The organism is Allorhizobium sonneratiae (genome assembly GCF_023700755.1).
Classification (GTDB): domain Bacteria; phylum Pseudomonadota; class Alphaproteobacteria; order Rhizobiales; family Rhizobiaceae; genus Allorhizobium; species Allorhizobium sonneratiae.
Genome location: NZ_JAMKOJ010000003.1, coordinates 267,171 through 291,956 on the forward strand (window position 1 = coordinate 267,171; position 24,786 = coordinate 291,956).

Below are 24,786 nucleotides of genomic sequence, written 5' to 3' on the forward strand. Positions count from 1 at the left end.
TATCATGCCCCGGCTACAGCGCCGTGCGCCATATATAGCGCACGGCGCTGTAGCACTTTAAATTTGCTGCATAATTTTATCCTTAAATCGATTCCGATTTAAGGAATTATGCAGTAAGGCAGGGGCATGATGGGGGGGATGCGAGACGATCAGATCGGCATCGGATAGCGCCGGTGAATATCGGCAATGCCCTTCATCACGGTATCGGACAGTGTCACATCGGCTGCGCCGATATCGGTCTGAAGCTGCTCCATTGTCGTCGCGCCGATGATGACCGAAGCCATGAAGGGCCGTGTCAGGCAGAAAGCCAGCGCCATCTGGCTGGGATCGAGGCCGTGCTCTTTCGCCAGATCGACATAGGCGCGGGTCGCCTCCTGCTGATGCGGCGTCAGCCGCCCGCCGAGATTGCCGTTGATTGAGCCGCGCGAACCGGCAGGCACAGCGCCACCCAGATATTTGCCGCTCAAGATACCGGCGGCAAGCGGCGAATAGGCCAGAAGCCCGACCTCTTCATGATGAGACAGTTCCGCCAGATCGAGATCGTAAGGCCGGTAGAGCAGATTATATTCGTTCTGGATGCTGGCGACGCGCGGCAGGCCTTTTTTCTCGGCGATGGAGAGGAATGTCTGCGTGCCCCAGCAGGTTTCGTTGGAAAGGCCGATGGCGCGGATTTTCCCGGCCTTGACGCAGTCCTCAAGCGCTTCGAGCTTTTCGGTGATCTCGTCGAGCACCTGGTTGCGATCCTGATTCGACGGATCATAGCCCCAGACACCGCGGAAATGATAATGGCCGCGATTGGGCCAGTGGATCTGGTAGAGATCGATATAATCGGTGTTGAGGCGGCTCAGGCTTGCATCCACAGCCTGACGGATGGTGTCGGCATTGATCGGTGCGCCGCCGCGGATATAATCGCGACCGGCACCCGCCACCTTGGTTGCCAGCACGATATCGTCACGCTTGCCGCGCGCCGCAATCCAGCGGCCGATAATCTTTTCGGTGTCGGTATAGGTGTCGGCAGACAATGGCGTCGTCGGGTAAAGTTCGGCGGTGTCAAAGAAATTCACACCCTTTTCAAGGGCGTAATCCATCTGTTGAAAGGCTTCCGCCTCGCTGTTCTGGCTGCCCCAGGTCATGGTGCCGAGGCAGATTTCGGAAACGGAAATATCCGTTCGGCCAAGTTGCTTATATTTCATAAGATCACGTCTCAAAGTTGATTGTTGGTGAAAGACAGTCGGGAGGACGGGCGCAATTTAGGCCGAAATTGACAGGAAACAAGTCACTGGAATTGCTTATATAGAGCGCTCTTGCCCTTTTGTTCGCCTGCTCGAAGGCGCCCATGACTTGACTCCGCCAGTGACTTTGTGGATTGAAGCGTTAAAAATTCAAGGGAGTACCCGATGGGTGTGGCATTTACATTTCCGGGCCAGGGCAGCCAGGCTGTCGGAATGGGCAAGGATCTGGCGGAAACTTTTGATGTGGCACGCGCCGTTTTCGAGGAAGTTGACGAGGCGCTTGGACAGAAGCTGTCAGATGTGATGTGGAACGGCACGGCGGAAGACCTGACGCTGACGGCCAATGCCCAGCCTGCCCTGATGGCCGTATCCATGGCTGTGCTGAAGGTGATGGAATCCCAGGGCTTTGCCCTGACCAGCCGCTGTTCCTATGTTGCCGGTCACTCGCTCGGTGAATATTCCGCGCTCTGTGCGGCAGGTAGCCTGTCGCTTGCTGATACGGCGAAGCTTTTGCGCATTCGCGGCAATGCCATGCAAAATGCTGTTCCGGTGGGACAAGGGGCGATGGCTGCCATTCTCGGCCTGGAGCATGACGATGTCGAGGCGGTGTGCAAGCAGGCGCTTGAGGCTGGTCCGGTGCAGATCGCCAATGACAATGGCGGTGGCCAATTGGTGATTTCCGGCGCAAAAGCCGCCGTCGAAGCGGCTGCTGCTCTCGCCAGCGAAAAAGGCGCCAAACGCGCCATCATGTTGCCGGTTTCGGCGCCTTTTCATTCGGCGCTGATGGCGCCCGCTGCAGAGGCGATGGCCGAGGCGCTGGCGCAGGTAAAGATGCAGGCGCCCTGTGTGCCGCTGATTGCCAATGTGCGCGCCGCCCCCGTGAGCGATCCCGATGAGATCCGGGCGCTTCTGGTGGAACAGGTCACGGGTCAGGTCCGTTGGCGCGAAACGGTGGAATGGTTCGGTCGCAACGCCGTTTCCGTTCTTTATGAAATTGGTGCGGGCAAGGTGCTGACCGGTCTCGTACGCCGTATCGACAAGAATATCACCGGAACGGCCGTTAATTCGCCTGCCGATATCGAAGCGGCCTTGACGGCGCTTCTGGCGTGACCATTTCCACAAGACAAGGATCATCGCGATGTTTGATTTGACTGGCCGCAAGGCTCTCGTGACGGGTGCGACCGGTGGCATTGGCGAAGAGATCGCCAGAACCCTTCATGCCCGGGGCGCTGTCGTTGGCCTGCATGGCACTCGGGCCGAAAAGCTTGAGGCGCTGGCCGCCGAGCTTGGTGAGCGGGTGAAGATTTTCCCGGCCAATCTGGCCGACCGCGATGCGGTCAAGGCGCTTGGCGAAAAGGCCGAAGCCGAGCTTGAGGGTGTCGATATTCTCGTCAACAATGCTGGCATCACCAAGGACGGCCTGTTCGTGCGCATGTCCGACGCCGATTGGGACAGCGTTCTCGAAGTCAATCTGACGGCGACCTTTCGCCTGACGCGCGAGTTGACCCATCCGATGATGCGCCGCCGCTATGGCCGCATCATCAACATCACCTCGATTGTCGGCGTGACGGGCAATCCGGGCCAGGCCAATTACTGCGCCTCCAAGGCGGGCATGATCGGTTTCAGCAAATCGCTGGCCCAGGAGATTGCCGCCCGCAATGTGACGGTCAACTGCGTCGCTCCCGGCTTCATCGAGAGCGCGATGACCGGAAAGCTGAACGACAAGCAAAAAGAGACTATCATGGGGGCCATTCCCATGAAACGCATGGGAACGGGAGCGGAAATCGCTGCTGCCGTTCTCTATCTGGCCTCCTCTGAGGCAAGCTATGTCACCGGCCAGACACTGCATGTGAATGGCGGCATGGCGATGATCTGAAAGAGGCCGAATCGGCTTAAACGAGTGAGGGACAAGGGGCAAGTCTTCCATTTTGAGACTTTCCGGCGGCCTGAAACCATGTTAATCGGGCGAGGACTGTGAGCCGTTGTTCCGGATGCGGAAGGCCCGGTCCTGGCGAAGGGCGCAGAAAAACGCTTGAAAAGCCGGTTCAACGGAATTGCCGGTGGCCACCAATGGTCCATCGGTTCAATAAGGGTGGGATGTTGTCAAAGCGTCCCTTTTCAAGACAAGAGGTCGAGGAAAACCGACATGAGCGATATTGCAGAACGCGTGAAGAAGATCGTTGTTGACCACCTGGGCGTGGAAGCAGACAAAGTTGTCGAAGGCGCAAGTTTCATTGATGATCTTGGTGCGGATTCGCTGGATACGGTGGAACTCGTCATGGCTTTCGAAGAAGAATTCGGCGTGGAAATTCCCGATGACGCTGCTGACTCCATCCTCACGGTTGGCGATGCGGTGAAGTTCATCGAGAAGGCCCAGGGCTGATCTCAAGGCTGATTTTCAGTCATCCGGTTGCGGAGCGGGTTTTCCTGCTCCGCAAAGGTCCGCTTTCCCGGTCCTGTGTCTGAAGCGGTGATGCATGGTTTTGAAGAAGAAACCAGCTCACTTGAAGTTGTGATGCATATCCTGAGGTGACGCCTTGGGTGTTTTGCCGGATATGCTCTGTTGTCGATATTTTGCGGGGTTTGTTGGCGCATGAGGCGTGTCGTTATCACCGGTACCGGCATGGTATCACCCTTGGGTTGCGGTTCTGAACTGACCTGGGCCAATCTTCTTGCTGGTCAGAGCGCCGCACGCAGAATTACCGAATTCGAGGTCGATGATCTTGCGGCTCAGATTGCCTGCCGCATTCCCTTTGGCGACGGGTCGAATGGCACCTTCAATGCCGACGACTGGATGGAGCCTAAGGAGCAGCGCAAGGTCGATGCTTTCATCATTTATGCCATGGCGGCTGCCGATATGGCCCTGGCCGATGCCGGCTGGAAGCCGGAAACCGATGAGGACCAGATTGCCACAGGCGTGATGATCGGCTCCGGCATTGGTGGCATCGAGGGCATTGTTGAGGCTGGTTACACCCTGCGCGACAAGGGGCCACGCCGGGTTTCCCCTTTTTTCATTCCCGGTCGTCTGATCAATCTTGCCTCCGGCCAGGTCTCCATCCGCCATAAGCTGCGCGGTCCTAATCACGCGGTTGTGACCGCCTGCTCCACCGGCGCGCATGCCATCGGTGACGCCAGCCGTCTGATCGCGCTGGGCGATGCTGATGTCATGGTGGCTGGCGGTGCCGAATCGCCGATCAATCGTATTTCCATTGCCGGATTTGCCGCCTGCAAGGCGCTCTCCACGCAGCATAACGACAGTCCGGAAAAGGCATCGCGTCCCTATGACCGTGACCGTGACGGTTTCGTCATGGGGGAAGGGGCCGGTATCGTGGTTCTGGAAGAGTTGGAACATGCCAAGGCGCGTGGGGCGAAAATTCTGGCCGAGGTCGTGGGATATGGCTTATCGGGTGATGCCTACCATATCACCGCACCCTCGGAAACGGGCGAGGGCGCCTATCGCTGCATGGCCATGGCCCTGAAGCGCGCCGGAGTGACGCCGGACGATATCGATTATATCAACTCGCACGGTACATCGACTATGGCCGATACGATCGAGCTTGGCGCGGTTGAGCGGCTTGTCGGTGATGCGGCGCCGAAAATTTCCATGTCCTCGACCAAGTCGGCTATTGGCCATCTTCTTGGTGCAGCCGGTGCGGTTGAGACGATCTTTGCCGCCTTCAGCATTCGTGATGGCATCGTGCCGCCGACGCTCAATCTCGACAACCCGGATGTGGAAACGAAGATCGATCTGGTGCCGCACAAGGCGCGCAAACGTGATGTGAAGGTGGCGCTGTCGAATTCCTTCGGCTTTGGCGGCACCAATGCATCGCTGGTGCTGCGCCGTTACGAAGCGTGAGCCAATAAAGGCGGCGTCCTGCCGCCTCCAGCTTTTCCCTTGGGTCGCCCGGACTTTGTGCTGATAGGCGCGATGAACCTGCTGGCATGGCCATATGCAAACGGTCTGCTGCAATGAATGTAACATCGGATGTGCCAGAACCGGTGTCTCTTGTCCGGGTGCCTGCTTCAGGTTTTGCGCATTGCGATGACTGAAGTCAGGGCCTGACCCGCTTTCGCCGCATTGTCGATTCAAAAGGCTGCGAAAGCTGAACAGAAGGAGAGCCGGTGAGCGAGAAGATTGATGAGCGGGAGACGGATGCTGCTGGACATGCCGCATCTCAACCGCAATCCCCCCTTGTTCCCAAATCACCGAACGAAGCCCTGCGACCGGAAAAAGTGCCGGAACCGCCGCGCCGCTCACGCCATGCTCATAGTCAGCTGGTGACATTCCTGAATTTTGTCATGACGCTGGTGATTTTTGCCGTGGTGCTGGCCATAGGCGGTTTTTATTACGCCCTGAGCGTCTTTCAGGCGACGGGTCCCTTGAAGACCAATGCCGACTTCATCGTGCGCAACGGTGCGGGCATGACTGAAATTGCAGCCAGCCTCGAACGCAACGGTATCATTTCCGATGCGCGCATCTTCCGCTATGTCGGTGGTACCTATCTCGGTGAGGGCAAGACGCTCAAGGCTGGCGAATATGAGATCAAGGCCGGGTCTTCGATGAAAGATGTTCTCGATCTTTTGCAATCGGGAAAATCGATTCTTTATGCGGTGACCTTTCCCGAAGGCTTCACGGTCAAGCAGATGTTCGACAAGCTTGCCGCCGATCCGATGCTGGAAGGTGATTTGCCAAAGGTGCTGCCTCCTGAAGGCAGTCTGCGTCCCGATACCTATAAATTCACCAGGGGCACTCAGCGTCAGGATATTGTCGATCAGATGCTGGCGGCCCAGAAGAAGCTGGTGCAGGAAATCTGGACCAATCGCGCCGCCGACCTCAAGCTGAAGTCGCCGGAGGAACTGGTGACGCTGGCTTCCATTGTGGAAAAAGAAACCGGCAAGGATGATGAGCGGGCTCATGTCGCCTCGGTCTTTCTCAACCGGCTCGAAAAGGGCATGCGTCTGCAATCCGACCCCACGGTGATTTACGGCCTGTTCGGCGGTGATGGCAAGCCTGCCGACCGGCCGATCTATCAGTCTGACCTGCAAAAACAGACGCCTTACAACACCTATCTGATCAAGGGGCTGCCGCCGGGGCCGATCTGCAATCCGGGGCGCGCTGCCCTTGAAGCCGTCGCCAATCCCTGGCGGACGAAGGATCTTTATTTCGTTGCCGATGGTACGGGTGGGCATGTCTTTGCTGCCACCTTGCAGGAGCACAATGCCAATGTTCGGCAATGGCGAAAGCTCCAGGCCGAGCAGGGGAAGAATGATGACACGACCGGCGATGTCGTGCCAGACCCGGAAAGCGTGCCTGTGCCGCAACAGAAGTGAGGCCGATCAGGCATCAGCTAGAGCAGTTCCAGGAAAAGTGTGAAACGGTTTTCCGTCTGGTAAGACGTAATAACAAACAGTGAGAGCTTTTCAGTGTTACACAAAAACGCTGAAAAGTTCTCATTTTTGTTTTTTGCCGCGTAGACGCAGTCGTTTTATTGAGACAAGGAAACGCAACATGCTTTGATTGCCGGTGACTGTAGAATGGCTTAAACCGATTGTGGATTAAGCCATTCTACAGTCGGTTTATCAGAGTGCATGTGCATTAAGCGCCATTGAAAAGTGTAGAGCGCGCGATGCGGCAGAATGCAGGGAGATCGAAACGGATGACTGTGCAGTCGATGACGGGATTTGCCAGAGCAGAGGGCATGGCAGCGGGCTGCCGTTTTGTCTGGGAACTGCGCTCGGTCAATGGCAAGGGGCTCGATATCCGTCTGCGTTTGCCCTCAGGTTATGAGGGGCTGGAAAGTGCGGTCAGGACGAGACTGTCCCATCATCTGGCGCGTGGCAATCTGCAGGTCAGTCTAAGCCTGAGCATGTCCGAAAATCGCGTCGAAGCCGTGATCAACGAGGATGCGCTGGCGGCGGTGCTGGCCCTGCGTACGCGGCTCGGACCGGAAGTGATCGCCACAGGTCCTATGTCTCTCGACAGCTTTCTGTCCATCCGCGGTCTGGTCGAGTTTCGCGAGGCTGAAGAGGGGCCAGACATCATCAGCGAGCGCAATGCTGCGCTTCTCGATGGCCTTGACCTTGCCGCCAAGTCTCTGGTCGCCATGCGGCAGACAGAAGGGCAGGCGTTGAAGACGGTTTTGCTGGGCCATGTCGAGACCATCGAGCGGCTGGCGCGAACCGTGGAAGCCGATCCTTCACGTCAGCCCGAAGAAATTGCCCGCAAGCTCGCCGGGCAGATTGCCGCCCTGATACAGACAGGCGCTTCGCTCGATCGGGAGCGTCTTCATGCCGAGGCCGCTCTGCTGGCCACCAAGGCCGATCTCAGAGAAGAAATCGACCGGCTGATTGCCCATGGCCAGGCGGCCCGGGATCTGTTGTCGGTGGGGGGGCCGGTGGGACGGAAGCTTGATTTTCTGGCCCAGGAATTTAACAGGGAAAGCAATACAATCTGCTCGAAATCCAACAGTGCCGCCGTCACGGCTGCCGGGATAGAATTGAAAGTGGTCATCGATCAGTTTCGTGAGCAAGTCCAAAATCTGGAGTGATCGATGCAAAAAACGACCGCCTCGCCCATCGCCATCGCCCGTCGTGGCCTGATGCTGGTTTTGTCTTCACCCTCGGGTGCGGGAAAATCGACCATTGCCAGAAATCTGCTCGATATCGACAAGCAGATGGGAATTTCCGTCAGCGTCACCACCAGAAAGCGGCGTCCCAGCGAAATTGAAGGTGTGCATTACCATTTCATCTCGCAACGGGAATTTGAACGGCTGCGCGATAGCGAGTCTCTGCTGGAATGGGCGGAGGTGCATGGCAATTTCTACGGCACGCCGCGTGAGCCTGTGGAAAACGCCATGGCCGAGGGCCGTGACATGCTCTTTGATATCGACTGGCAGGGCGCTCAGCAATTGCAGGAGAAGATGGCGGCCGATGTCGTCTCGATCTTCATCCTGCCGCCAACCATGACGGAACTGCAATCGCGGCTGCATCGCCGCGCTGAAGATACCGAAGAGGTGATCCAGACACGGTTGAAAAATTCCCGCGCTGAGATCAGTCACTGGCGGGAATATGATTACGTCATCGTCAATGACGATCTCAACGCCGCCTTCGATGCGGTTCAGTCGATCGTCAAGGCTGAGCGGGTACGCCGCGACCGTCGTCACGGTCTCTTCGATTTTGTCGAAAAACTTGTCACGGAAGAGCCGGATCTGTGATGGATCCGTAGCCTTCAACGCGGATGCATGATGGTTTCGCTTTTTTCATGAGCCGGTTCATATGTGCGGGCCGTTGATCTGAACGAAACTTACAGCGCCGTGCGTTTTGTAAAACGCACAAAGGATGCTGTAGCAGTTTGAATTTTCAGCATAATTTTCTCCTTAAACCGATTCCGGTTTAAGGAATTGTGCAGTAGCCTCCGATGGAGGCATGTGCAGAATTGTACTTGCCTTAAATCAAATTCTGAATGGATAGATAAAGGTTAAGAGTGAATACTTATTCATAAAATATTAGAAATATATATTATAAATAGTAATTTAGAAACTTTAAAGGATTTTTTTTTAGGGTGCGCTTAAAATTTTATGTTTGGGGTGTTTTGGAAATGGGCGCTATTGAAGAAGAAATACAGCCATGGACCGGTGAAAAGCGGAAAATTGGCGAAGAATTATATGGATTACTTCAGAAATACGTTCGAGATATCGGCACAAAATGTCTGTTGTCTTTCAACCCGGACATGAAAATCGTGCCGGAGCAGATCCTGAAAAGCGAAGAAATCAAGTTTCGGATGCTTTGCGAAGGAAACTTCAGCCAAACATACTTCGATGCACAGGGCAAGGTCATCCGTGATATCAACAGCAGTATCGGTCTCAACCGGTTCGTTGTTGAAGCCTGCTCGATTTATGCCGCAGAATGGACGCTGGCGCTCCTCAAGGAAACCCGCTGGAGTGGTGCCAAGCGCGAAACTTATCTTCGCAGCCTGATGCAGAGTCTCTATACGGATGTTGCTGTAGCGCTTCATCATATTCTCAGCGACATGTCGATGGAGGCGGAACAACAGCGGCAGGACTTCGACCGTCGCCGTGCTGCCGATAGTGAGGCCGATAGCCGCGCCATGGCCATTCTGGGCCAGGCACTAAGCAATCTTGCCAGTGGTCAGCTTGGTATTCGCATTACCGAGGCGTTTCCGGAGAAAGCTGAATCTGCCCGCCGCGATTTCAACCAGGCAGCCGATGCCTTGCAGCAGGCGATGCTGAAAATTGCCCAAACGGCGGACGATATCCATCATGGCATGGACGAGATTTCCTCTTCGACCGGAGATCTGTCCCGCCGTACCGAGCAGCAGGCGTCTTCGTTGGAAGAGACGGCGGCGGCTCTCGATGAAATTACCGAAACGGTGCGGCGCACCGCAGACGGCGCGGTTCAAGCTACAAAAGCGGCATCAGGTGCACGCCAGGAAGCAACGCGCTCTGGCGAAATCATGAAAGAAGCGCAGGCAGCGATGGCGGAAATTGCTGACAGCTCCAGCAAGATTACCCAAATCGTCTCGGTTATTGATGAGATTGCCTTCCAGACCAATCTTCTGGCGCTGAATGCCGGTGTTGAGGCCGCGCGTGCCGGCGATGCAGGCAAGGGCTTTGCCGTCGTCGCATCCGAAGTCCGGGCGCTGGCGCAACGCTCTGCCGAGGCAGCCAAGGAAATCCGCAGCCTGATCGCCACCAGTTCCGAACAGGTGCAGCGTGGTGTCAATCTGGTGGAAAATACCGGCCAGACCCTGAGTGCCATCGTCGGCAAGGTTGCGGAAATGGACAGGCTGATCAGCGAGATCTCGACCTCGGCCAAGGAACAGGCCAACGGTCTGAAAGAGATCAACAGCGCGATCAACCAGATGGATCAGGTGACCCAGCAGAACGCAGCCATGGTCGAGGAATCGACGGCGGCTGTGGCCGAAATGAACAACCGCACCCAGGAACTGTCGCGGTTGATCCAGCGCTTCTCGCTGAGCGGTCAGGGCTTCGCTGCACCTATGCGCTATGCGGCCTGATGATCTGGAACAATCCGGATCGGTAGAGGAAAACTGAGAGCATCGTGCCGATTCTGATTTTCGGCACGATGCTCTAAAGTGTGATGAAAAATCGTCTTACAGAAGATTGGCCAGTTGGCAGAATTCTTCGACGGACAGGGTTTCAGCCCGACGTGCCGGATCGATCCCGGCGCGGGTGAGCAGAGCTTCGCCGCCAAGACTCTTGAGGCTGGCACGCAGCATCTTGCGCCTTTGGCCGAAAGCCGCTTGGGTCAGTTTTTCCAGTTTCGCCAGATCGCAGGGCAGGGGCGAGACCCTCGGGGTCAGATGCACCACGGTCGAGGTGACTTTCGGCGGCGGGGTGAAAGCCTGCGGCGAGAGGTCGAAAACCATCTGCGCTTCGGCTCGCCAGCCACAGAGTACACCGAGACGGCCATAATGATCGTCATTTTCCTGCGCAACGATCCTCTCCCCGACCTCCTTTTGAAACATCAGGGTTAGCGATTGCCAGAAAGGCGGCCATTGCCGGGGCATCAGCCAGTTGATCAGCAACTGCGTGCCAATATTATAGGGCAGATTGGCGACAATGCGGACAGGACCCTCCGGGGCCAGGCTTTCGAAATCCGTTTTCAGCGCATCGCCCTCAATCACCTCCAGCCGTCCCGGATAATGGGCGGAAATCTCGGCAAGGGCGGGCAGGCAACGGCTGTCACGTTCGACGGCGATGACCTTTTTGGCCCCAAGCGCCAAAAGCGCGCGGGTGAGGCCGCCCGGACCGGGACCGACTTCAAACACGGTGACATCGCTCAGATCACCAGCGCTGCGGGCAACCTTCTGGGTGATGTTGAGATCAAGAAGAAAATTCTGTCCCAGCGCCTTTTTGGCGTCCAGTCCATGGCGTGCAATGACGTCTCTCAGCGGCGGCAAGCCATCCAGCGCCGCCATCAGGCCGCGCCCTTCAGGCTCATCTGGTTGGCCATCCGCAAGGCCGCGATCAGACTATTTGCCTTGGCGATACCCTGTCCGGCAATGCCGAAGGCCGTACCGTGGTCCGGGGATGTCCGGACAAAGGGAAGGCCGAGGGTGACATTGACGGAACCATCAAAGTCGAGCGCCTTGGCCGGAATGAGCGCCTGATCGTGATACATGCAGATGGCGACATCGTAGCGGCGGCGGGCTTCTTCATGGAACATGGTGTCTGCCGAGAGCGGCCCGAACGCATTGATGCCTTCGGCGCGCAACAGATCCAGGGCCGGGGCGATGATTTCCAGATCCTCGCGCCCCATGGTGCCGTTTTCCCCGGCATGAGGATTAAGGCCGGATACGGCAAGGCGCGGGGCTTCAAGACCGAATCTGTGTTTCATATCGTGATGGACAATCCGGCCTGTCTTCACGATCAGATCGGTCGACAGCCGGGTTGAAACATCCTTCAGGGGGATATGGATTGTGACTGGTACGGCTCTCAGCGATTGACCTGCCAGCATCATCACCGGCATGACTGGCTGGCCAGTGGCCTTGATAGCGAGATCGGCAAGAAATTCCGTGTGGCCCGGAAAGCCGAAGCCAGCCTCATACAGCACCGATTTCGCAATCGGATTGGTAACGACAGCGCGCACCTGACCGGACAGGCACAGGGCGACCGCTGTTTCGATTGCCGAAATGGTGCTGCGGGCATTGGCGACATGCGGCAGACCAACAGCAACAACGGCACCTGTTGGCACCGGCAGAACCGGCAAAGCGTCTGCAAACACCGAAAGACTGCCCGCCGCATCGGTTTCTTTGATCGGCACATCAAGGTTCAGCATCCGGGCGCGCTGGCTAAGCACGGCCGCGTCACCAAGATAAATGAAAGGCTGCAGTCCGAGCGATTTGCGCTCCAACCATGCTGTGAGCGACAGATCGGGGCCGACGCCAGCAGGATCGCCCTGCGTGAGCGCCAGCGGCTGAAGAGAGGAAGAACCGGTCATAACGCGCCTTAAGGATAAATGATCACGGCCTGTTTTTTCAGCTCGTTGAGGAATTTGACCGAATCCGGATTCTGGTTTTCCTTCTCGGCCTTGTTCAGTTCCTGCTCCTCGAACACGGCTTTGGCGGCCATATCGTCTGACACCTGTTTCTGGCTGCAGATCGCGAGATATTCGACGCCGCGCGGTGTAACGCGCGTTTCGGTCGTATTGCCCTTGGCCTTTATGATCAGATCCTTCCAGTCCGGTGGGATTTCCGGCAAGAGGACATGGCCAAGAGTGAGGATAGAAACGTCCTTGTAGCCAGCGGCAAACTGCATGGCCTGATCGCAGCCGGGAAATTTGGCGCGCGAGGCATCCGCTTCCGCCTTACGCCTGGCCAGTATGGCGTTACGCTTGTCTGCCGGCACGACGAATACAACCTGCTTGAGGAAGTAATCCGTGGTGACGGGGCGTTCCTTGGTCTCCAGCAGGCGGGTCACCATCTGCTGATTGCTCATTTGTCCGCTGGAGTGATAGCGTGCATTGACCACGCGCGGCCAACTCATCTGGACAGCGATATAGGCCTTGAAATGATCGACGCCAACGCCGGACTTATCGAGGATTTCGCTCATCTGCTTGACAGTGAGCTTGTTCGACTGGGCAAAGCGGGCAAAGGCGCGGTCAACGTCATCGGTGCTGACTGACAAGCCAACACGGGCAATTTCCTGACGTTTCAACTGTTGATCGACCAGCTCTTCCTTGGCCATCTTGGCCAGATCACCCTTTTCATGCCGCAATTTCAAAAAGGCGATTCGATGGGCAAGATCGGTACTGGTGATGGGGACACGGTTGACAACCGCGACAACATCCGTTCCCGCATGCGCCACCTGACCGATCAGAGGCGGCAAACCAATGGCGGAGGAAAGAATGGCGGCGCCCAAGAGCGCAGCCCGAACAGTTTTAATCCCGAAGGTCATCAACCTCACCCTTTTAAGCACTGCATTCTCATGCTTGCCCCAAATCTCCCGGCATGACCGACTGTCCTGCCGGCAGCCAGACCCGAATCTGTCAGGTTCACATAGAACCAGACACACTCCGGATTTCTGTGTTTGCGTTTGTCCTGATCTGGAAAACAGGTTTCCACTTTCCCTGACAAACTCTTGTAACGTCTTTCTCACAGAGCCATCATGGCCTCTGACGCAACAAGGCCCGGCATCACCGACCTCAGCGTTTCAAGGATCAACGGCAGGCTGTCGCGCGTTTGCCGAAAGCCATTGTCTTAACCATGACCGATTGCACAAACCATGCGGCGAAACAATGGCCTTGTGCATTATTCCTTGAAGACGGGACTATTTCGGCAGGACATTATGCTTGGGATAGAGCATCTTATCGCTTCTCGTCTGCGCTGGAAGACCGTGAGGGGCTGGTTTGGGGCAAAGCCATCCATGCGGTTCGGCTTTTCTTCGATCCGCTCTTCACGCTTGCGCTGTCAACCTCCATCGGGGCAACTGGAATGAACCTGTTGCCCCGAGGATACGGAGTGTCGATTGTGCATCCGCCTATCAGTTATAGGTGGTCACATCGGTGTCGCCGACACGCACGTCGCCAAGGGTGCGGAAGGTCAGGCGGGCACCGATCGACCAGTCATTGGCGGTTTCGCTGGTCGGGTCATATTTGTATTTATAGACCAGAGAGAAGATGGTCGATTTGTCGTCATAGGAAAAACCGGCGCCGTAGCGGCTGATATAATGGTTTTTCATATCCCATGCGAGCGAACCGAACACCGACCAGGAATCGGCAATCTTGACCGAGGTGGTATTCTGCAACTCTTGCCGGTCCGTGTCATAACCATAATCCGGCTGGGCCGCGATCTGGCTGAAGATCATGTCGGTCTTGAAGATGTCGTTACGATAACCGACATCGGAATCGGTCCGTTTGACCGTGAAGTCCTTGTGATCGAAGCGACCGTTGAGCGAGAAGGACACACCATAAGGCGTATCGAGCCCGACCATGCCAACATAATCGGAGACCGCATCTTCAAGGCCGGATTCATTGCCGGCATAGACAAGATCGGAGGTTGCGAAGGAGTTCTTGCCGGCAAGCTGGTAGGACTGGCCGAAAATGCTGCGCATCGTATAGCCATTGTCCAGCGAACCCGTGTAGCGCAGGCCGACATTGGCCCTGGTGCCGCCTTCAACCCGGTCGTAACCGGAGAACTTGTCCATCTGGAACAGGTTCGAGGCATCGAAGACGAAGCTCTGGGCGTCTTCATTCGGCAGACCGCCAGCATCCTGCTCATCCGGACGGACAAAGATCTGGGCAATCGGCTCGATCACATGGCTGCCGCCCGGCGTGCTCAGCAGCCAGGGATAGCGCATTTCGAGACCGGCCGTGACCATCGAGCGAGCGATGGCGGCAGAATCATTGTAGTCGCCGTCATAACCACTCGGAGCACGCATGTTGACGTTGTAAAGATCGCCGCGCGCATCGAATATCGGCGTCAGAAGCAGGCCCTGCGGGGTTTCAAATGTCCGCTTCCACTGAACTTCGCTGGTCAGGCGGTTGTCATTGCCCTTGAGGCCGTCGAAGCGCTGTTTTCCGTTATCCAGTGTCAGGATATCGTCATTATAGCGCGTCAACGAGGTGAAGTTCATCTTCGCCGACAATTCGCCGCCCATAACGGGTTCAGGCGCATAATAGCTGTAATCGACAACCGGGCCGACGATCGGTTGTTGGTGGGTTGCCTCATTGCTTGTGTCTGCATCCTGAACCTGGAAATAATAGGCGCGCATATCGAAGAAGTTACGCTCGCCCAAGCCGGTCAGGAAAACCTGATCGGTGATGGTCTGATCGCTCAGCCCTTCCAGATCGTAGGTGCGGGAAAAATTGTTGTCGGTCTGGGCCATCACATTCCAGCCGAAGGTCCAGCGAGGTGCGATGTTGAACAGACCGGTCGTGCTGACCATGCCGCGAAACTTGTGTTCCGAATCGGAGGTCCCCGAGTCGAACTTGCCCGGATTGGTCTGGTCGATGGCGGCAAAGCGGAAGGTCGCCTGTCCGTTCTCGTAACGGTGACGCACTTCGGTGTCCATCAGCACGCCCTGAGCGGTGTAGCCGCTCATTTTGATCGTGGCATCGGTTTGCGGCGAGATGGCCCAGTAATAGGGCACGGTCACACCGAAGCCCAGCTTCTGGGTCGTGCTCATCGTCGGGAACAGGAAGCCGGATTTGCGCTTCACCGTGCTGTCAGGCACTTCCATCGCCGGAATATAGGCGACGGAGCGACCGAAAAGCTGAAACTGGGCATGTTCCAGACGAATCGTATGGGTCTTGCCGTTTTCAATCACCCGCTCGGCCTTGATCTGCCAGAGCGGTGTGTGACCATCTTCGGTGCAGCGCAGACAAGCGGTGTAAACGCCCTTGTAAAGGACCATCGTATCCTTGTCGATGCGCTCGCCCTTGCGGGCGATCACACTCGTTGCATCCAGGGTCTGAATGCGCAGACTGTCGATGAAGCCCTTGGCAAAATCATTGGTCACGTCAAGCTTGTCGGCGAAGATATGGTTGCCGTCCGGCTCGATCAGTTCGATCTTGCCATAAGCCATCATCCGACCTGTCTTCTGGTCGTACTCCACCTTTTCGGCCACCATCTGATAGCCGCCGTAATTCATCTGGACGCCGCCGAGCGCCGTCACCACCTGCGCATCTTTATTATAGGTCAATTCGTTTGCGGCCAGCATGAGCTTGGCGTTCTGGGGCAGTTCACGCCCCTTCATCGCCGCCTGCTGGGCATACACCGGCACAGCGGATACCGAAGGTGCGCCAAAGGCAGCGCCCGCCAGCAGAGCCGTGAAAAGCCGTCTCAAATTCTTGCGGTCTTTTGCCGCCACTAACCATCCTCCTGATGAAGCAGGATCGTCGCTCCCAGCGCCGTCGCAACAAAGACAGGCAACCAGGAGGCAACGAGCGGAGGCACAACGCCACTGCTTCCGAACGCCTTCACGAGCACTGTCGTCACATAAAGCACGAAGCCCGAAATGATTCCACCCAGAATCACCGAACGGGACTGATTGAACCGACTGAATTTCAGGGAAACGGTTGCGGCAATCAATGTCATGGCAATCAAAAGCAGTGGCGTGGACAGAAGAGAATTCATCTGTGTTTCCAGCCCGTTGGTTGAGATGCCATAACTGCGCGCCACCGCAATTTTCTTAGAAATATCATAAAAAGCAACAGTATCCGGCTGCGATAGGCGCTCCTGTACGAATTCGCGTTTCAGCGTGGTGGGTATTTTCAGCTCCGGCACCCGGCGCGAGACTTCGCCAGGACGGGTGATCAAAACGTCTTTAAGCAACCAGTAACCATCTTGCAACTTTGCTGTGCGTGCATCTTCGCGCAGTCTGATCCGGTTCTGACTGTCGAAGTGAATGAAGACGGCCTGGGACAGCAATGTGCCGTTTTCGAGCACGGCAGTTGCGCCGATGATCATGTCGTCATTGCTGGAGATCTGCCGCATCCATGGAATGGCGGTTCCGGCATCGCTGGGCTGATCCTGATCGGACCAGCTTGCCTCGATCCGGGTCGCTTCGCTTTGCCCATAGGCGGCGAGCGGATTGATCACCAGAATGGTCAGCATGCCGAAGAGGAAGGCACCGAGCAGGAAGGGAAACATGAACTGCCAGACCGAAATCCCGGCAGCGCGTGCCACGACAAGTTCAGAGCGTCGGTTCAGCGCAATCAGCGCCGTCATGCCGGCAAACAGGCTGATGAAAGGCACAGTCTGTTGCAGAAGCTGGGGCAGGCGCATCAGCGTCAGCCCGACGATGGCCAGAACCGATGCGCCTTTGGCGTCGGAAAACCGTCCGCTCATCTCGCTGAAATCGATGAGGAAGATGATGGCCGCCACACCGATGACAAACCACAGAACCGTCAGGCCATAGCGTTTGAGAAAATAGCGGTTGAGGGTCTTGAACATCAGCCGCGCCCTCCGCTGCTGGCGCCCTGCCGTTGCAGCCGGGCCTTAAGCTGTTGCAGGCGGCTCCTCAAGCCTGACTGCATCAGGGATGACTTGCGACGCAACATGATAAGGCTGGCGATCAGGGCGGTTCCGACCGGAACGGCATAGAGCAGAATAACGAAATGCCCGTTGGTCTCGGCCTTGTTGCCAACATAAAAAGACATCCAGCGCAACAAAAGTGCCAGAATCAGCGATGAGGCCATGGGGTGAATGCGGCCTTCACGATGGGAGCGGGCATCACCGGCAATGGCAAGCGACATCAGCGCAAAGGCAAAAGGCAGCATCCATTCCGACAGGCGTTTGTGCAGTTCGGCACGATAATCGCCGGGATGGGCTTTATAGTCGTCGTCATTGGGATCAGGATGCAGGAGAAAGCCGAGGCTGCGGTCGCTGGGGCGCAGATTGGCCTTGCCGCGGCTTTGCGTCAGCGTGGCCAGATCGAAGGAATAGGAATCGAAATGCACGATGGACACGGTCCCGCCAGGCGCTTTGCGCTGGACCTCGCCGTCATGCATGATCAGCGCCGTTCCGCTTGGATCGACCGCGCCCTCACGCGCATAATAGATGAGTGACGCGGACGGATCGCGATAATCGGCAACGAACAGTCCCTTGAGAACCCGTCCCGCCAAACGCTGCGAGATCTCGACATAAAGCCCGTCTTCGACCTTGCGGAAGGTCTTTTCCTGAATGACGGTGGACAGAAGATCGGCATAGGCATTGGCAATCATCTGTCGTGCTTCGGTTTTCACCTTGGGCTGCACCACATTGATGATGACCAGCGTGATCAGGCTCAAGACAATGGCCAGGGTGAGAATCGGCCGCAGGATCACCGAGCGCGGCGCACCCGCAGCGTCGATCACCGCCAGTTCCGAATCATTGTTCATCGTCGTCAGCGTCTGGGTGATGCCAATGACGATGGCGAATGGCATGACGATGGGGATGATGGTCGGCAGAATGAGGGTTGCCAGCGTGGCGAATGAGCCGATCGACTGGCCGGTATCGGTCACCAGATTGATTCGCGCCAGAACCTGGGTGGTCCATATGATGGCCAGAACCGGCAGCAGGGCTGTCAGGAACATCTGCGTCACGCGCCGCAATATGTAATATTCTAGTCTTTTCATACCTGACCCTGCCAAGAGTGTTCTATTTGCCCGTGGTCCCGAAAAAACACAAGGCCTGGTCGTCAATCCCCTGTTGAGGAGGAGTGACAGGACGTCAACTTCGTCACCAATGTGTCAGAAATATCGCAGCTGGCTGAAAAGCCGGTGCAGGGCAAAGACCAGGGCAAAAACCAATGGTGAGGAAAGAAAACCCAGCACGGCATCGGACAGATAATGGCCGCCGAAAGCGACCCTGAGAAGGGGCGTGAGAAGCGCAAGCGCAATCAATGGCGGCCCGACCCATCGGCGCCACCGCACGGGCAGAAGCGGCACGAGACAGATCAGCCAGCCCGCACCGGCCGCTTCACCGGAGATGAAGGAACAATTGTGGCCGCAGCTTCCGGAAAAATCTCCGGCAGCGACAAAAGCGTCATGTCCGCCGAAGAGATCGGTCTGATAGGGCCGGGGCCTGCCCGACCATTCCTTCAACGCGCCATTGACCAGAAGACCGGGACCGAGAAGCAGCGACAAGAGCGCCAGTTTGATCGTGCCGATCATCTGCCTTTCTCTCGCTGAGGGGTGCGGGTGATGTGCCTTGACGACCCAGACGCCGATCAGAATGACGGCGGCCAAATGCGGAAGGTAAAACAGGATTTTCCGCAACACGCCGAGCAGCGGTTGGTCAGCGAGGAAAAACAGACCGCAGACCTTGCCAGAGGCAGAAGAACAGGTGACGCGGTCGAAAAACCATCCGGCAACGGCAAGATCGATCTGCGGGTGCAGATAAAACAGTTTCAGGAGCGCAATCCACAGAATCGACAGCGCCACCGACCAGAGCAAGGGCGCCTGCGGGATAGGCGCAAAGCGCCAGGGACGGGACGGCGGCAAAGGCCGGTTGGAGAGGTGCATGAAGTTCATCATCAGAAAACCGGTCTTGTGCGGAGTGGATGGGTTATAAGCATCGGACCGAAAAGTGTGAAGCGGTTTTCGGATCATCCGATGCGAGGAAAAAGCATCGGACCGAAAAGTGTGAAGCGGTTTTCGGATCATCCGATGCGTGAGGAAACTCATCGGACCGAAAAGTGTGAAGCGGTTTTCGGATGTTTTGGACGTTGCGGAAAGTGCGATCCTGCGGAATACACTTCTGCGGCTGTTGCATTCATGCGTAAAACCGACATGATCGGCCTTCAAGCGAAGCAGGCGCGCCCATCGGGTTTATGTCTGCTGGCGCGGCACGTCTCCTGATCCCGTCGCCAGACCGGATGAGATGTGCGACATCGTCTCGTCAATTGCCGGAGTGCATCATGTCAGCCAAGCTGGAAATTTCCTTTGCCGAAACCGCGTCCGTCTCGGGCGGTCTCGTTCTCAGTCTCGTCGAATCCGGTGCAAAGGCACCGGCGGGAGGCGGCACGGTCGATCCGGCAGGCATTTACGCAAAGGCGGCGTCTGCAGCGCATTTCACCGGCAAATCCATGGCTGTTCTCGACATTCTGGCTCCGTCCGGCTCGCCGGCCGACCGGCTGATCGTCATCGGCGCCGGCAAGGCCGCCGATCTGAGCGGCCATGACTGGCTGCGTCTTGGTGGGGTGGCCGCCTCTAAGCTGAAGAAAGAGAGTGCGGTAACCGTGTTTCTCGATGCCGAAGGGCTTGAGGTGACGGCCGAGGCCGCCAGCGATTTTGCTCTTGGCATGGTGCTGCGCGCCTATGATTTCGATCGTTACAAGACCCGGAAAAAAGACGAGGACGAAACGGCAGCCGCGATTGCCGTGACGATTGTAACGGCAAAGGCCAAGGCCGCAGGCGCGCATTTTGCCGGTGATGGCAAGGCGGTGGCTGATGGCGTAGTCCTCGCTCGCGATCTGGTCAATCTGCCGGCCAATGCTTTGGGTCCGGTGGAATTTGCCGCTCGTGCCAAGGAATTGGAGGCGCTGGGCGTTGAGGTGGAAATCCTCGATGAAGAGCAGATGGCCAAGCTTGGCATGGGCGCGCTTCTCGGCGTGGCGCAGGGCTCCGTGCGTCCGCCTCGCCTTGCCATCATGCGCTGGAATGGCGGTGCTGAAGGCCAGCAGCCGGTGGCCTTTATCGGCAAGGGCGTGGTCTTCGACACCGGCGGCATTTCCATCAAGCCTGCCTCCGGCATGGAAGATATGAAGGGCGATATGGGCGGTGCTGCCGCCGTCACCGGCCTGATGCACACGCTGGCCGCCCGCAAGGCAAAGGTCAATGCCATCGGCATGCTGGGGCTGGTGGAAAACATGCCCGACGGCAATGCCCAGCGTCCGGGCGATATCGTCACCTCCATGTCCGGTCAGACTATCGAGGTGATCAACACCGATGCCGAAGGCCGTCTGGTGCTGTGCGATGCGCTTTATTATTGCAGCGAGCGCTTCCAGCCCGCCTTCATGATCAATCTGGCAACGCTCACCGGGGCGATCATGGTGGCACTGGGCAGCCATCACGCCGGTCTCTTCTCCAATGATGACACGCTGGCCGACAATCTGCTCAAGGCCGGTGCGGCGACGAAGGAAAAGCTGTGGCGCATGCCGCTCGGCGAGGAATACGACAAGATGATCGATTCGAAATTCGCCGATATGAAGAATACCGGCGGCCGTTATGGCGGCGCGATCACGGCGGCGCAGTTCCTCAAGCGTTTCGTTGGCACAACGCCCTGGGCGCATCTCGATGTTGCCGGAACGGCCATGGGCTCGGTGAAGGATGAGATCAACCAGTCCTGGGCCAGCGGCTTTGGCGTGCGCCTGCTCGACCGGCTGGTGCGCGACACGCTGGAAGGCTAAGCGACGTTGACCGACGTCCTGTTCTACCATCTGACGGAAACAAGGCTGGAAGATGCGCTTCCAGCCTTGTTGGAAAAGAGCATCGAGCGAGGCTGGCGGGTCGGCGTGGAACTGCGCGATCCCGACCGGCTGGACAAGCTCGACCAGCATTTATGGACCTATCGGGAAGACAGCTTTCTGCCGCATGGCAGCGAAGCTGGGGAAAACCCCGAGATGCAGCCTGTGCTTCTCTGCCTGTCTGCGGCCAATGCCAATGGGGCAAGTGTGCGGTTTTATATCGACGGAGCGGTGCCGGAAGGGCCATTGACCTATGAGCGTGTCGTCTTCGTTTTTGACGGCCATGACCAGAGCGAGCTGGAAACGGCCAGAGCGCAATGGAAAGCGTTGAAAACGCAAGGCCATGCGCTGACCTATTGGCAGCAGAACAATCAGGGCCGCTGGGAAAAGAAGGCGTAAAACACTTACCTGCTAAAGCTTTAACCTGTGGCGGGAGGCCAGAAGCTGGGTGGGCGCTGCGCCATAATGCAGGGTGACAACCTTATAACCTTCTGCCCGCAAGCGCTCGAGAAGATGCGGCAGCATGGCAACGGTGCGCCCATGAATGTCATGCATCAGGATAATGCCGCTCTTGCGCTTTTCCAGTTCCTTCATCGTGCGGTTCAGCACGGTTTCTGGCGTATCCTTGAAATAGTCCTTGCTGTCGATATCGGCGTCGAGCACGACGATGTTGTGGGCGGCAAGGGCTGCGCGCAGCCTGCCGGTTTCCGCCAGATAGGGGAAGCGGAAGAAATGCACCTCGTCGACATGGGCTGCCGCTGCCACCGCTTTCTCCCCCTTCATCACTTCCGCCATTGCCTGATCGAAGGCCATGGCTTTCAGATTGGGGTGGCGGAAGGTGTGGCTGCCGATGGTGTGGCCGCGGGCCTCGACATCGGCGACGATCTCCGGTCTTGCCTTGGCCATCTCGCCGACCATCATGAACGTCCCTTTGACGTGATAATGATCGAGGATGTCGAGAATTTTCTCCGTCTTCTTCGCCGCCGGTCCGTCATCGAAGGTCAGGAGAACCTCTTTCGGCTGAAGTTTGAGATCGGCAAGGCTTGAGACCGTCAGCACCCGCCCGGTGAGTCGGTTATCCGTTTGCCTGTCACCTTCCAGCCATTTGCTCGGTTCCATCGGCACGGGGTCTTTTGCGCCAAGATGTTTCGGCTTTTCCGCCACCGGGAAAAAGGCTGTCTTCAAGGCGGATGACGCTGCCTTGTCCGGCGGCGTGGCGCAGGCGGCAAGGCACAAAACGAGAGCGGCAGAAGAAAGAAGACGGAGAATCATGGCGCGATTCCATGTAGAAAAGGATATTCTTACGTAATGCTTTTATGGTTAATAATTTCTTATGATGACCGTGGCCGTATTAAGCTTTTCCACTTTGCCGCTCGCCATGAGAGCGGTTTCATCCGGCAGGGAAATACTCGGATTTTGTAAAGCCTTTACCTGCCTTGCCAGCCCGCATGATGCTCTACAGCGTCGTGCGCCCAATATGGCGCACAAAACGCGCTGTAACACTTTTCATCTGCTGCATCATTTTCACCTTAATCTCACCCGATTGAAGGAATGATGCAGTCGCTGTGCTGACATCGCGCAAATCTGGAGACAGGCGAAGGATTTTGATGTGAAGGCGGCAGGGGTTTAAATAAGCAATGCTGTCAACGCCGATGATAGCGTTTGCATAATGACAGGACTATAAATCTGAAAGGGAGAAGGAGGTCGCAGCCGAGCCAGTGTCAGCCCGTCATTGTCAGCCCGCCATGGCCTCTTCATATTCGGCGGAAAGCTCCAGCCATTTTTCTTCCGCCTCGGAAAGCTTTGCTGCCGCTTCACCGCGCTGTTTTGCCTTTTCTGCGGCTTTCTGCGGTGATTTCTCGTAAAGGGCGGGATCTGCAAGCTCTGCATCAAGTGCTTTGATCAGTGTCTCAAGTTTCTTCGTCAGGGATTCGATTTCATTGATCTTTTTCTTCAGCGGCGCCAATGACTGGCGCTTGTCGGCAGCGGCCTTGCGCTGTTCGGCCTTGTTGACCTGTTCGGCTGCGCTGTCGGTTTTGTCGTCTTTCTTCTTCGGCGGGGCAACGATCAGGTTGCGATATTCCTCCATATCGCCGTCGAAACTGGCCACCGTGCCATTATTGACCAGCCACAGCCGGTCCACCGTCGCCTCGATCAGGTGGCGGTCATGCGAGATCAGGATGACGGCACCTTCATAATCGTTGAGCGCCTCGATCAGCGCCTTGCGGCTGTCGATATCGAGATGGTTGGTCGGCTCGTCGAGGATCAAAAGGTTCGGCGCGTGGAAGGCGGCAAGACCCATCAGCAACCGCGCCTTTTCGCCACCTGAAAGATCCTTGGCGGCCGTATCCATCTTTTCGGTGGCAAGACCCATCTGGGCGACGCGGGCGCGTACCTTGGCCTCCGGCTCCGTCGGCATCAGCCGGCGCACATGGGCCACCGGCGTTTCCTCCGGCATCAGGTCGTCAAGCTGGTGCTGGGCGAAAAAGCCGATGCTGAGACCCGGCGCAAGCTTCATGTCGCCTGCCATGGCGGACAATCTGCCGGAGATGAATTTGGCGAAGGTGGATTTGCCGTTGCCGTTGGCGCCCAGCAGCGCAATGCGGTCGTCATTGTCGATGCGCAAATTGATGTTTTTCAGGATCGGCTTGCCGGTCTCATAGCCGACCGCGCCGGAGTTTACCGCCACGATTGGCGAAGCGGGCAGTTTTTCCGGCTTGGGAAAGGTAATCGGCTGGACGTGATCTTCGATTACGGCGGCGACGGTTCCCATCCGCTCCAGCGCCTTGATGCGGCTTTGTGCCTGTTTTGCTTTCGTCGCCTTGGCCTTGAATCGATCGATGAAGCTTTGCAGGTGCTTGCGCGCCGCATCGTTTTTGGCTTTCGCCTTCATCTGCAATTCGTCGGCTTCGGCTTTCTGGCGCTCAAACTGGTCGTAGCCACCCCGATAGAAGGTGAGCTTCTTCTGGTCGAGATGGATGATGGCGTTGACGGCATTGTTCAACAGGTCGCGGTCATGGCTGATGATGATCACCGTGTGCGGATAACGCCGCACATAATCCTCAAGCCACAGCGTTCCTTCGAGATCGAGATAGTTGGTTGGTTCGTCGAGCAGCAGCAGGTCCGGCTCGGCAAACAGCACGGAGGCCAGTGCCACGCGCATGCGCCAGCCGCCGGAAAAGGACGAGGCCGGACGCAATTGCGCCTCATGATCGAAACCGAGGCCGGAAAGAATGGTGGCCGCGCGCGCTTCTGCCGAATGGGCGCCGATATCGGCAAGCCGTGTCTGGATCTCGGCGATGCGGTTGGGATCGGTGGCGGTTTCGGCTTCCGCAAGAAGGGCGGTGCGCTCCTTGTCGGCGGCCAGCACGATGGAAATCAGGCTGTCTTCCGTTCCCGGCGCTTCCTGCGCCACCTGTCCGATGCGGGCGTGTTTGGGAATGGTGACGCCGCCGCTTTCCGCTGTCATATCGCCGGTGATCACTTTGAAAAGGGTGGATTTGCCCGCACCGTTTCGCCCCACCAGACCGGCTTTGATGCCGGCGGGCAGGGAAAGCGTGGCGTGATCGATCAACAGGCGGCCGGCAATGCGGGCGGAAAGGTCGGAAATCGTAATCATGCCC

20 protein-coding genes are annotated in these 24,786 nt (G+C 57.2%); 10 read left to right on the top strand and 10 right to left on the bottom strand.

Annotated features, from left to right (window positions below):
• Window positions 1-149: 149 nt before the first annotated feature.
• Window positions 150-1,193, bottom strand: coding sequence for an aldo/keto reductase (locus NAC44_RS06885; protein ID WP_250939436.1), 1,044 nt, complete (start codon window positions 1,191-1,193; stop codon window positions 150-152).
• Window positions 1,194-1,397: 204 nt separating this feature from the next.
• Between NAC44_RS06885 and fabD the strand changes: the two genes are divergently transcribed.
• The 8 genes from fabD (at window position 1,398) to NAC44_RS06925 (ending at window position 10,269) form a co-directional block, all read left to right on the top strand.
• Window positions 1,398-2,342, top strand: coding sequence for an ACP S-malonyltransferase (gene fabD, locus NAC44_RS06890; protein WP_250939438.1), 945 nt, complete (start codon window positions 1,398-1,400; stop codon window positions 2,340-2,342).
• A gap of 28 nt (window positions 2,343-2,370) precedes the next feature.
• Window positions 2,371-3,108, top strand: a complete 738-nt coding sequence (gene fabG / locus NAC44_RS06895) for a 3-oxoacyl-[acyl-carrier-protein] reductase (RefSeq protein ID WP_250939440.1) — start codon at window positions 2,371-2,373, stop codon at window positions 3,106-3,108.
• 270 nt (window positions 3,109-3,378) lie between these two features.
• Window positions 3,379-3,615 carry an acyl carrier protein gene (locus NAC44_RS06900; RefSeq protein WP_250939442.1) on the top strand — a complete coding sequence of 79 codons (237 nt, stop codon included), beginning with the start codon at window positions 3,379-3,381 and terminating at the stop codon, window positions 3,613-3,615.
• 210 nt (window positions 3,616-3,825) lie between these two features.
• Window positions 3,826-5,088 (top strand): beta-ketoacyl-ACP synthase II, encoded by a 1,263-nt coding sequence (gene fabF, locus NAC44_RS06905; protein ID WP_250939444.1) that lies wholly within the window; start codon window positions 3,826-3,828, stop codon window positions 5,086-5,088.
• A 278-nt stretch (window positions 5,089-5,366) separates the two neighbouring features.
• Entirely contained in the window at window positions 5,367-6,563 is a 1,197-nt protein-coding gene (mltG, locus tag NAC44_RS06910; RefSeq protein WP_250939915.1) for an endolytic transglycosylase MltG, read from the top strand.
• Between the two features lie 326 nt (window positions 6,564-6,889).
• The gene (locus NAC44_RS06915) at window positions 6,890-7,780 is read left to right on the top strand and encodes a YicC/YloC family endoribonuclease (protein ID WP_250939446.1); all 891 of its coding nucleotides are present in this window, start codon (window positions 6,890-6,892) and stop codon (window positions 7,778-7,780) included.
• 3 nt (window positions 7,781-7,783) lie between these two features.
• Window positions 7,784-8,446, top strand: a complete 663-nt coding sequence (gene gmk / locus NAC44_RS06920) for a guanylate kinase (RefSeq protein ID WP_250939448.1) — start codon at window positions 7,784-7,786, stop codon at window positions 8,444-8,446.
• Between the two features lie 515 nt (window positions 8,447-8,961).
• Window positions 8,962-10,269 (top strand): methyl-accepting chemotaxis protein, encoded by a 1,308-nt coding sequence (locus tag NAC44_RS06925; RefSeq protein WP_250939450.1) that lies wholly within the window; start codon window positions 8,962-8,964, stop codon window positions 10,267-10,269.
• 96 nt (window positions 10,270-10,365) lie between these two features.
• Here NAC44_RS06925 and rsmA read toward each other — a convergent pair whose 3' ends face one another.
• The 7 genes from rsmA to NAC44_RS06960 all read right to left on the bottom strand — a co-directional run bounded on the left by rsmA (window position 10,366) and on the right by NAC44_RS06960 (window position 19,220).
• The gene (gene rsmA / locus NAC44_RS06930; protein ID WP_250939452.1) at window positions 10,366-11,193 is read right to left on the bottom strand and encodes a 16S rRNA (adenine(1518)-N(6)/adenine(1519)-N(6))-dimethyltransferase RsmA; all 828 of its coding nucleotides are present in this window, start codon (window positions 11,191-11,193) and stop codon (window positions 10,366-10,368) included.
• Window positions 11,193-12,215, bottom strand: coding sequence for a 4-hydroxythreonine-4-phosphate dehydrogenase PdxA (pdxA, locus tag NAC44_RS06935; RefSeq protein WP_250939454.1), 1,023 nt, complete (start codon window positions 12,213-12,215; stop codon window positions 11,193-11,195). Before pdxA ends, rsmA begins: the two co-directional genes overlap by 1 nt.
• 8 nt (window positions 12,216-12,223) lie before the next feature.
• On the bottom strand, window positions 12,224-13,171 hold the full coding sequence (locus NAC44_RS06940; RefSeq protein ID WP_250939456.1) for a SurA N-terminal domain-containing protein: 948 nt from the start codon (window positions 13,169-13,171) through the stop codon (window positions 12,224-12,226).
• A 585-nt stretch (window positions 13,172-13,756) separates the two neighbouring features.
• A complete protein-coding gene (locus NAC44_RS06945) occupies window positions 13,757-16,084 on the bottom strand; it encodes an LPS-assembly protein LptD (RefSeq protein ID WP_250939458.1) in 2,328 nt (775 codons plus the stop codon).
• Complete coding sequence (gene lptG / locus NAC44_RS06950; protein ID WP_250939916.1) at window positions 16,084-17,172, bottom strand: LPS export ABC transporter permease LptG; 1,089 nt, start codon at window positions 17,170-17,172, stop codon at window positions 16,084-16,086. The genes NAC44_RS06945 and lptG overlap by 1 nt, the downstream gene beginning before the upstream one ends.
• Window positions 17,169-18,332, bottom strand: coding sequence for an LPS export ABC transporter permease LptF (gene lptF / locus NAC44_RS06955; RefSeq protein WP_250939460.1), 1,164 nt, complete (start codon window positions 18,330-18,332; stop codon window positions 17,169-17,171). Before lptF ends, lptG begins: the two co-directional genes overlap by 4 nt.
• 114 nt (window positions 18,333-18,446) lie before the next feature.
• Window positions 18,447-19,220 carry a phosphatase PAP2 family protein gene (locus NAC44_RS06960; RefSeq protein ID WP_250939463.1) on the bottom strand — a complete coding sequence of 258 codons (774 nt, stop codon included), beginning with the start codon at window positions 19,218-19,220 and terminating at the stop codon, window positions 18,447-18,449.
• Between the two features lie 395 nt (window positions 19,221-19,615).
• On the opposite strand from NAC44_RS06960, the gene NAC44_RS06965 reads away from it, so the two are divergent.
• Window positions 19,616-21,106, top strand: coding sequence for a leucyl aminopeptidase (locus tag NAC44_RS06965; RefSeq protein ID WP_250939465.1), 1,491 nt, complete (start codon window positions 19,616-19,618; stop codon window positions 21,104-21,106).
• Between the two features lie 6 nt (window positions 21,107-21,112).
• Window positions 21,113-21,562 carry a DNA polymerase III subunit chi gene (locus NAC44_RS06970; protein ID WP_250939467.1) on the top strand — a complete coding sequence of 150 codons (450 nt, stop codon included), beginning with the start codon at window positions 21,113-21,115 and terminating at the stop codon, window positions 21,560-21,562.
• 12 nt (window positions 21,563-21,574) lie between these two features.
• Here NAC44_RS06970 and NAC44_RS06975 read toward each other — a convergent pair whose 3' ends face one another.
• Window positions 21,575-22,435, bottom strand: a complete 861-nt coding sequence (locus NAC44_RS06975) for a polysaccharide deacetylase family protein (RefSeq protein ID WP_250939469.1) — start codon at window positions 22,433-22,435, stop codon at window positions 21,575-21,577.
• Between the two features lie 463 nt (window positions 22,436-22,898).
• Complete coding sequence (locus NAC44_RS06980; RefSeq protein ID WP_250939471.1) at window positions 22,899-24,782, bottom strand: ABC-F family ATP-binding cassette domain-containing protein; 1,884 nt, start codon at window positions 24,780-24,782, stop codon at window positions 22,899-22,901.
• Between the last annotated feature and the right edge of the window lie 4 nt (window positions 24,783-24,786).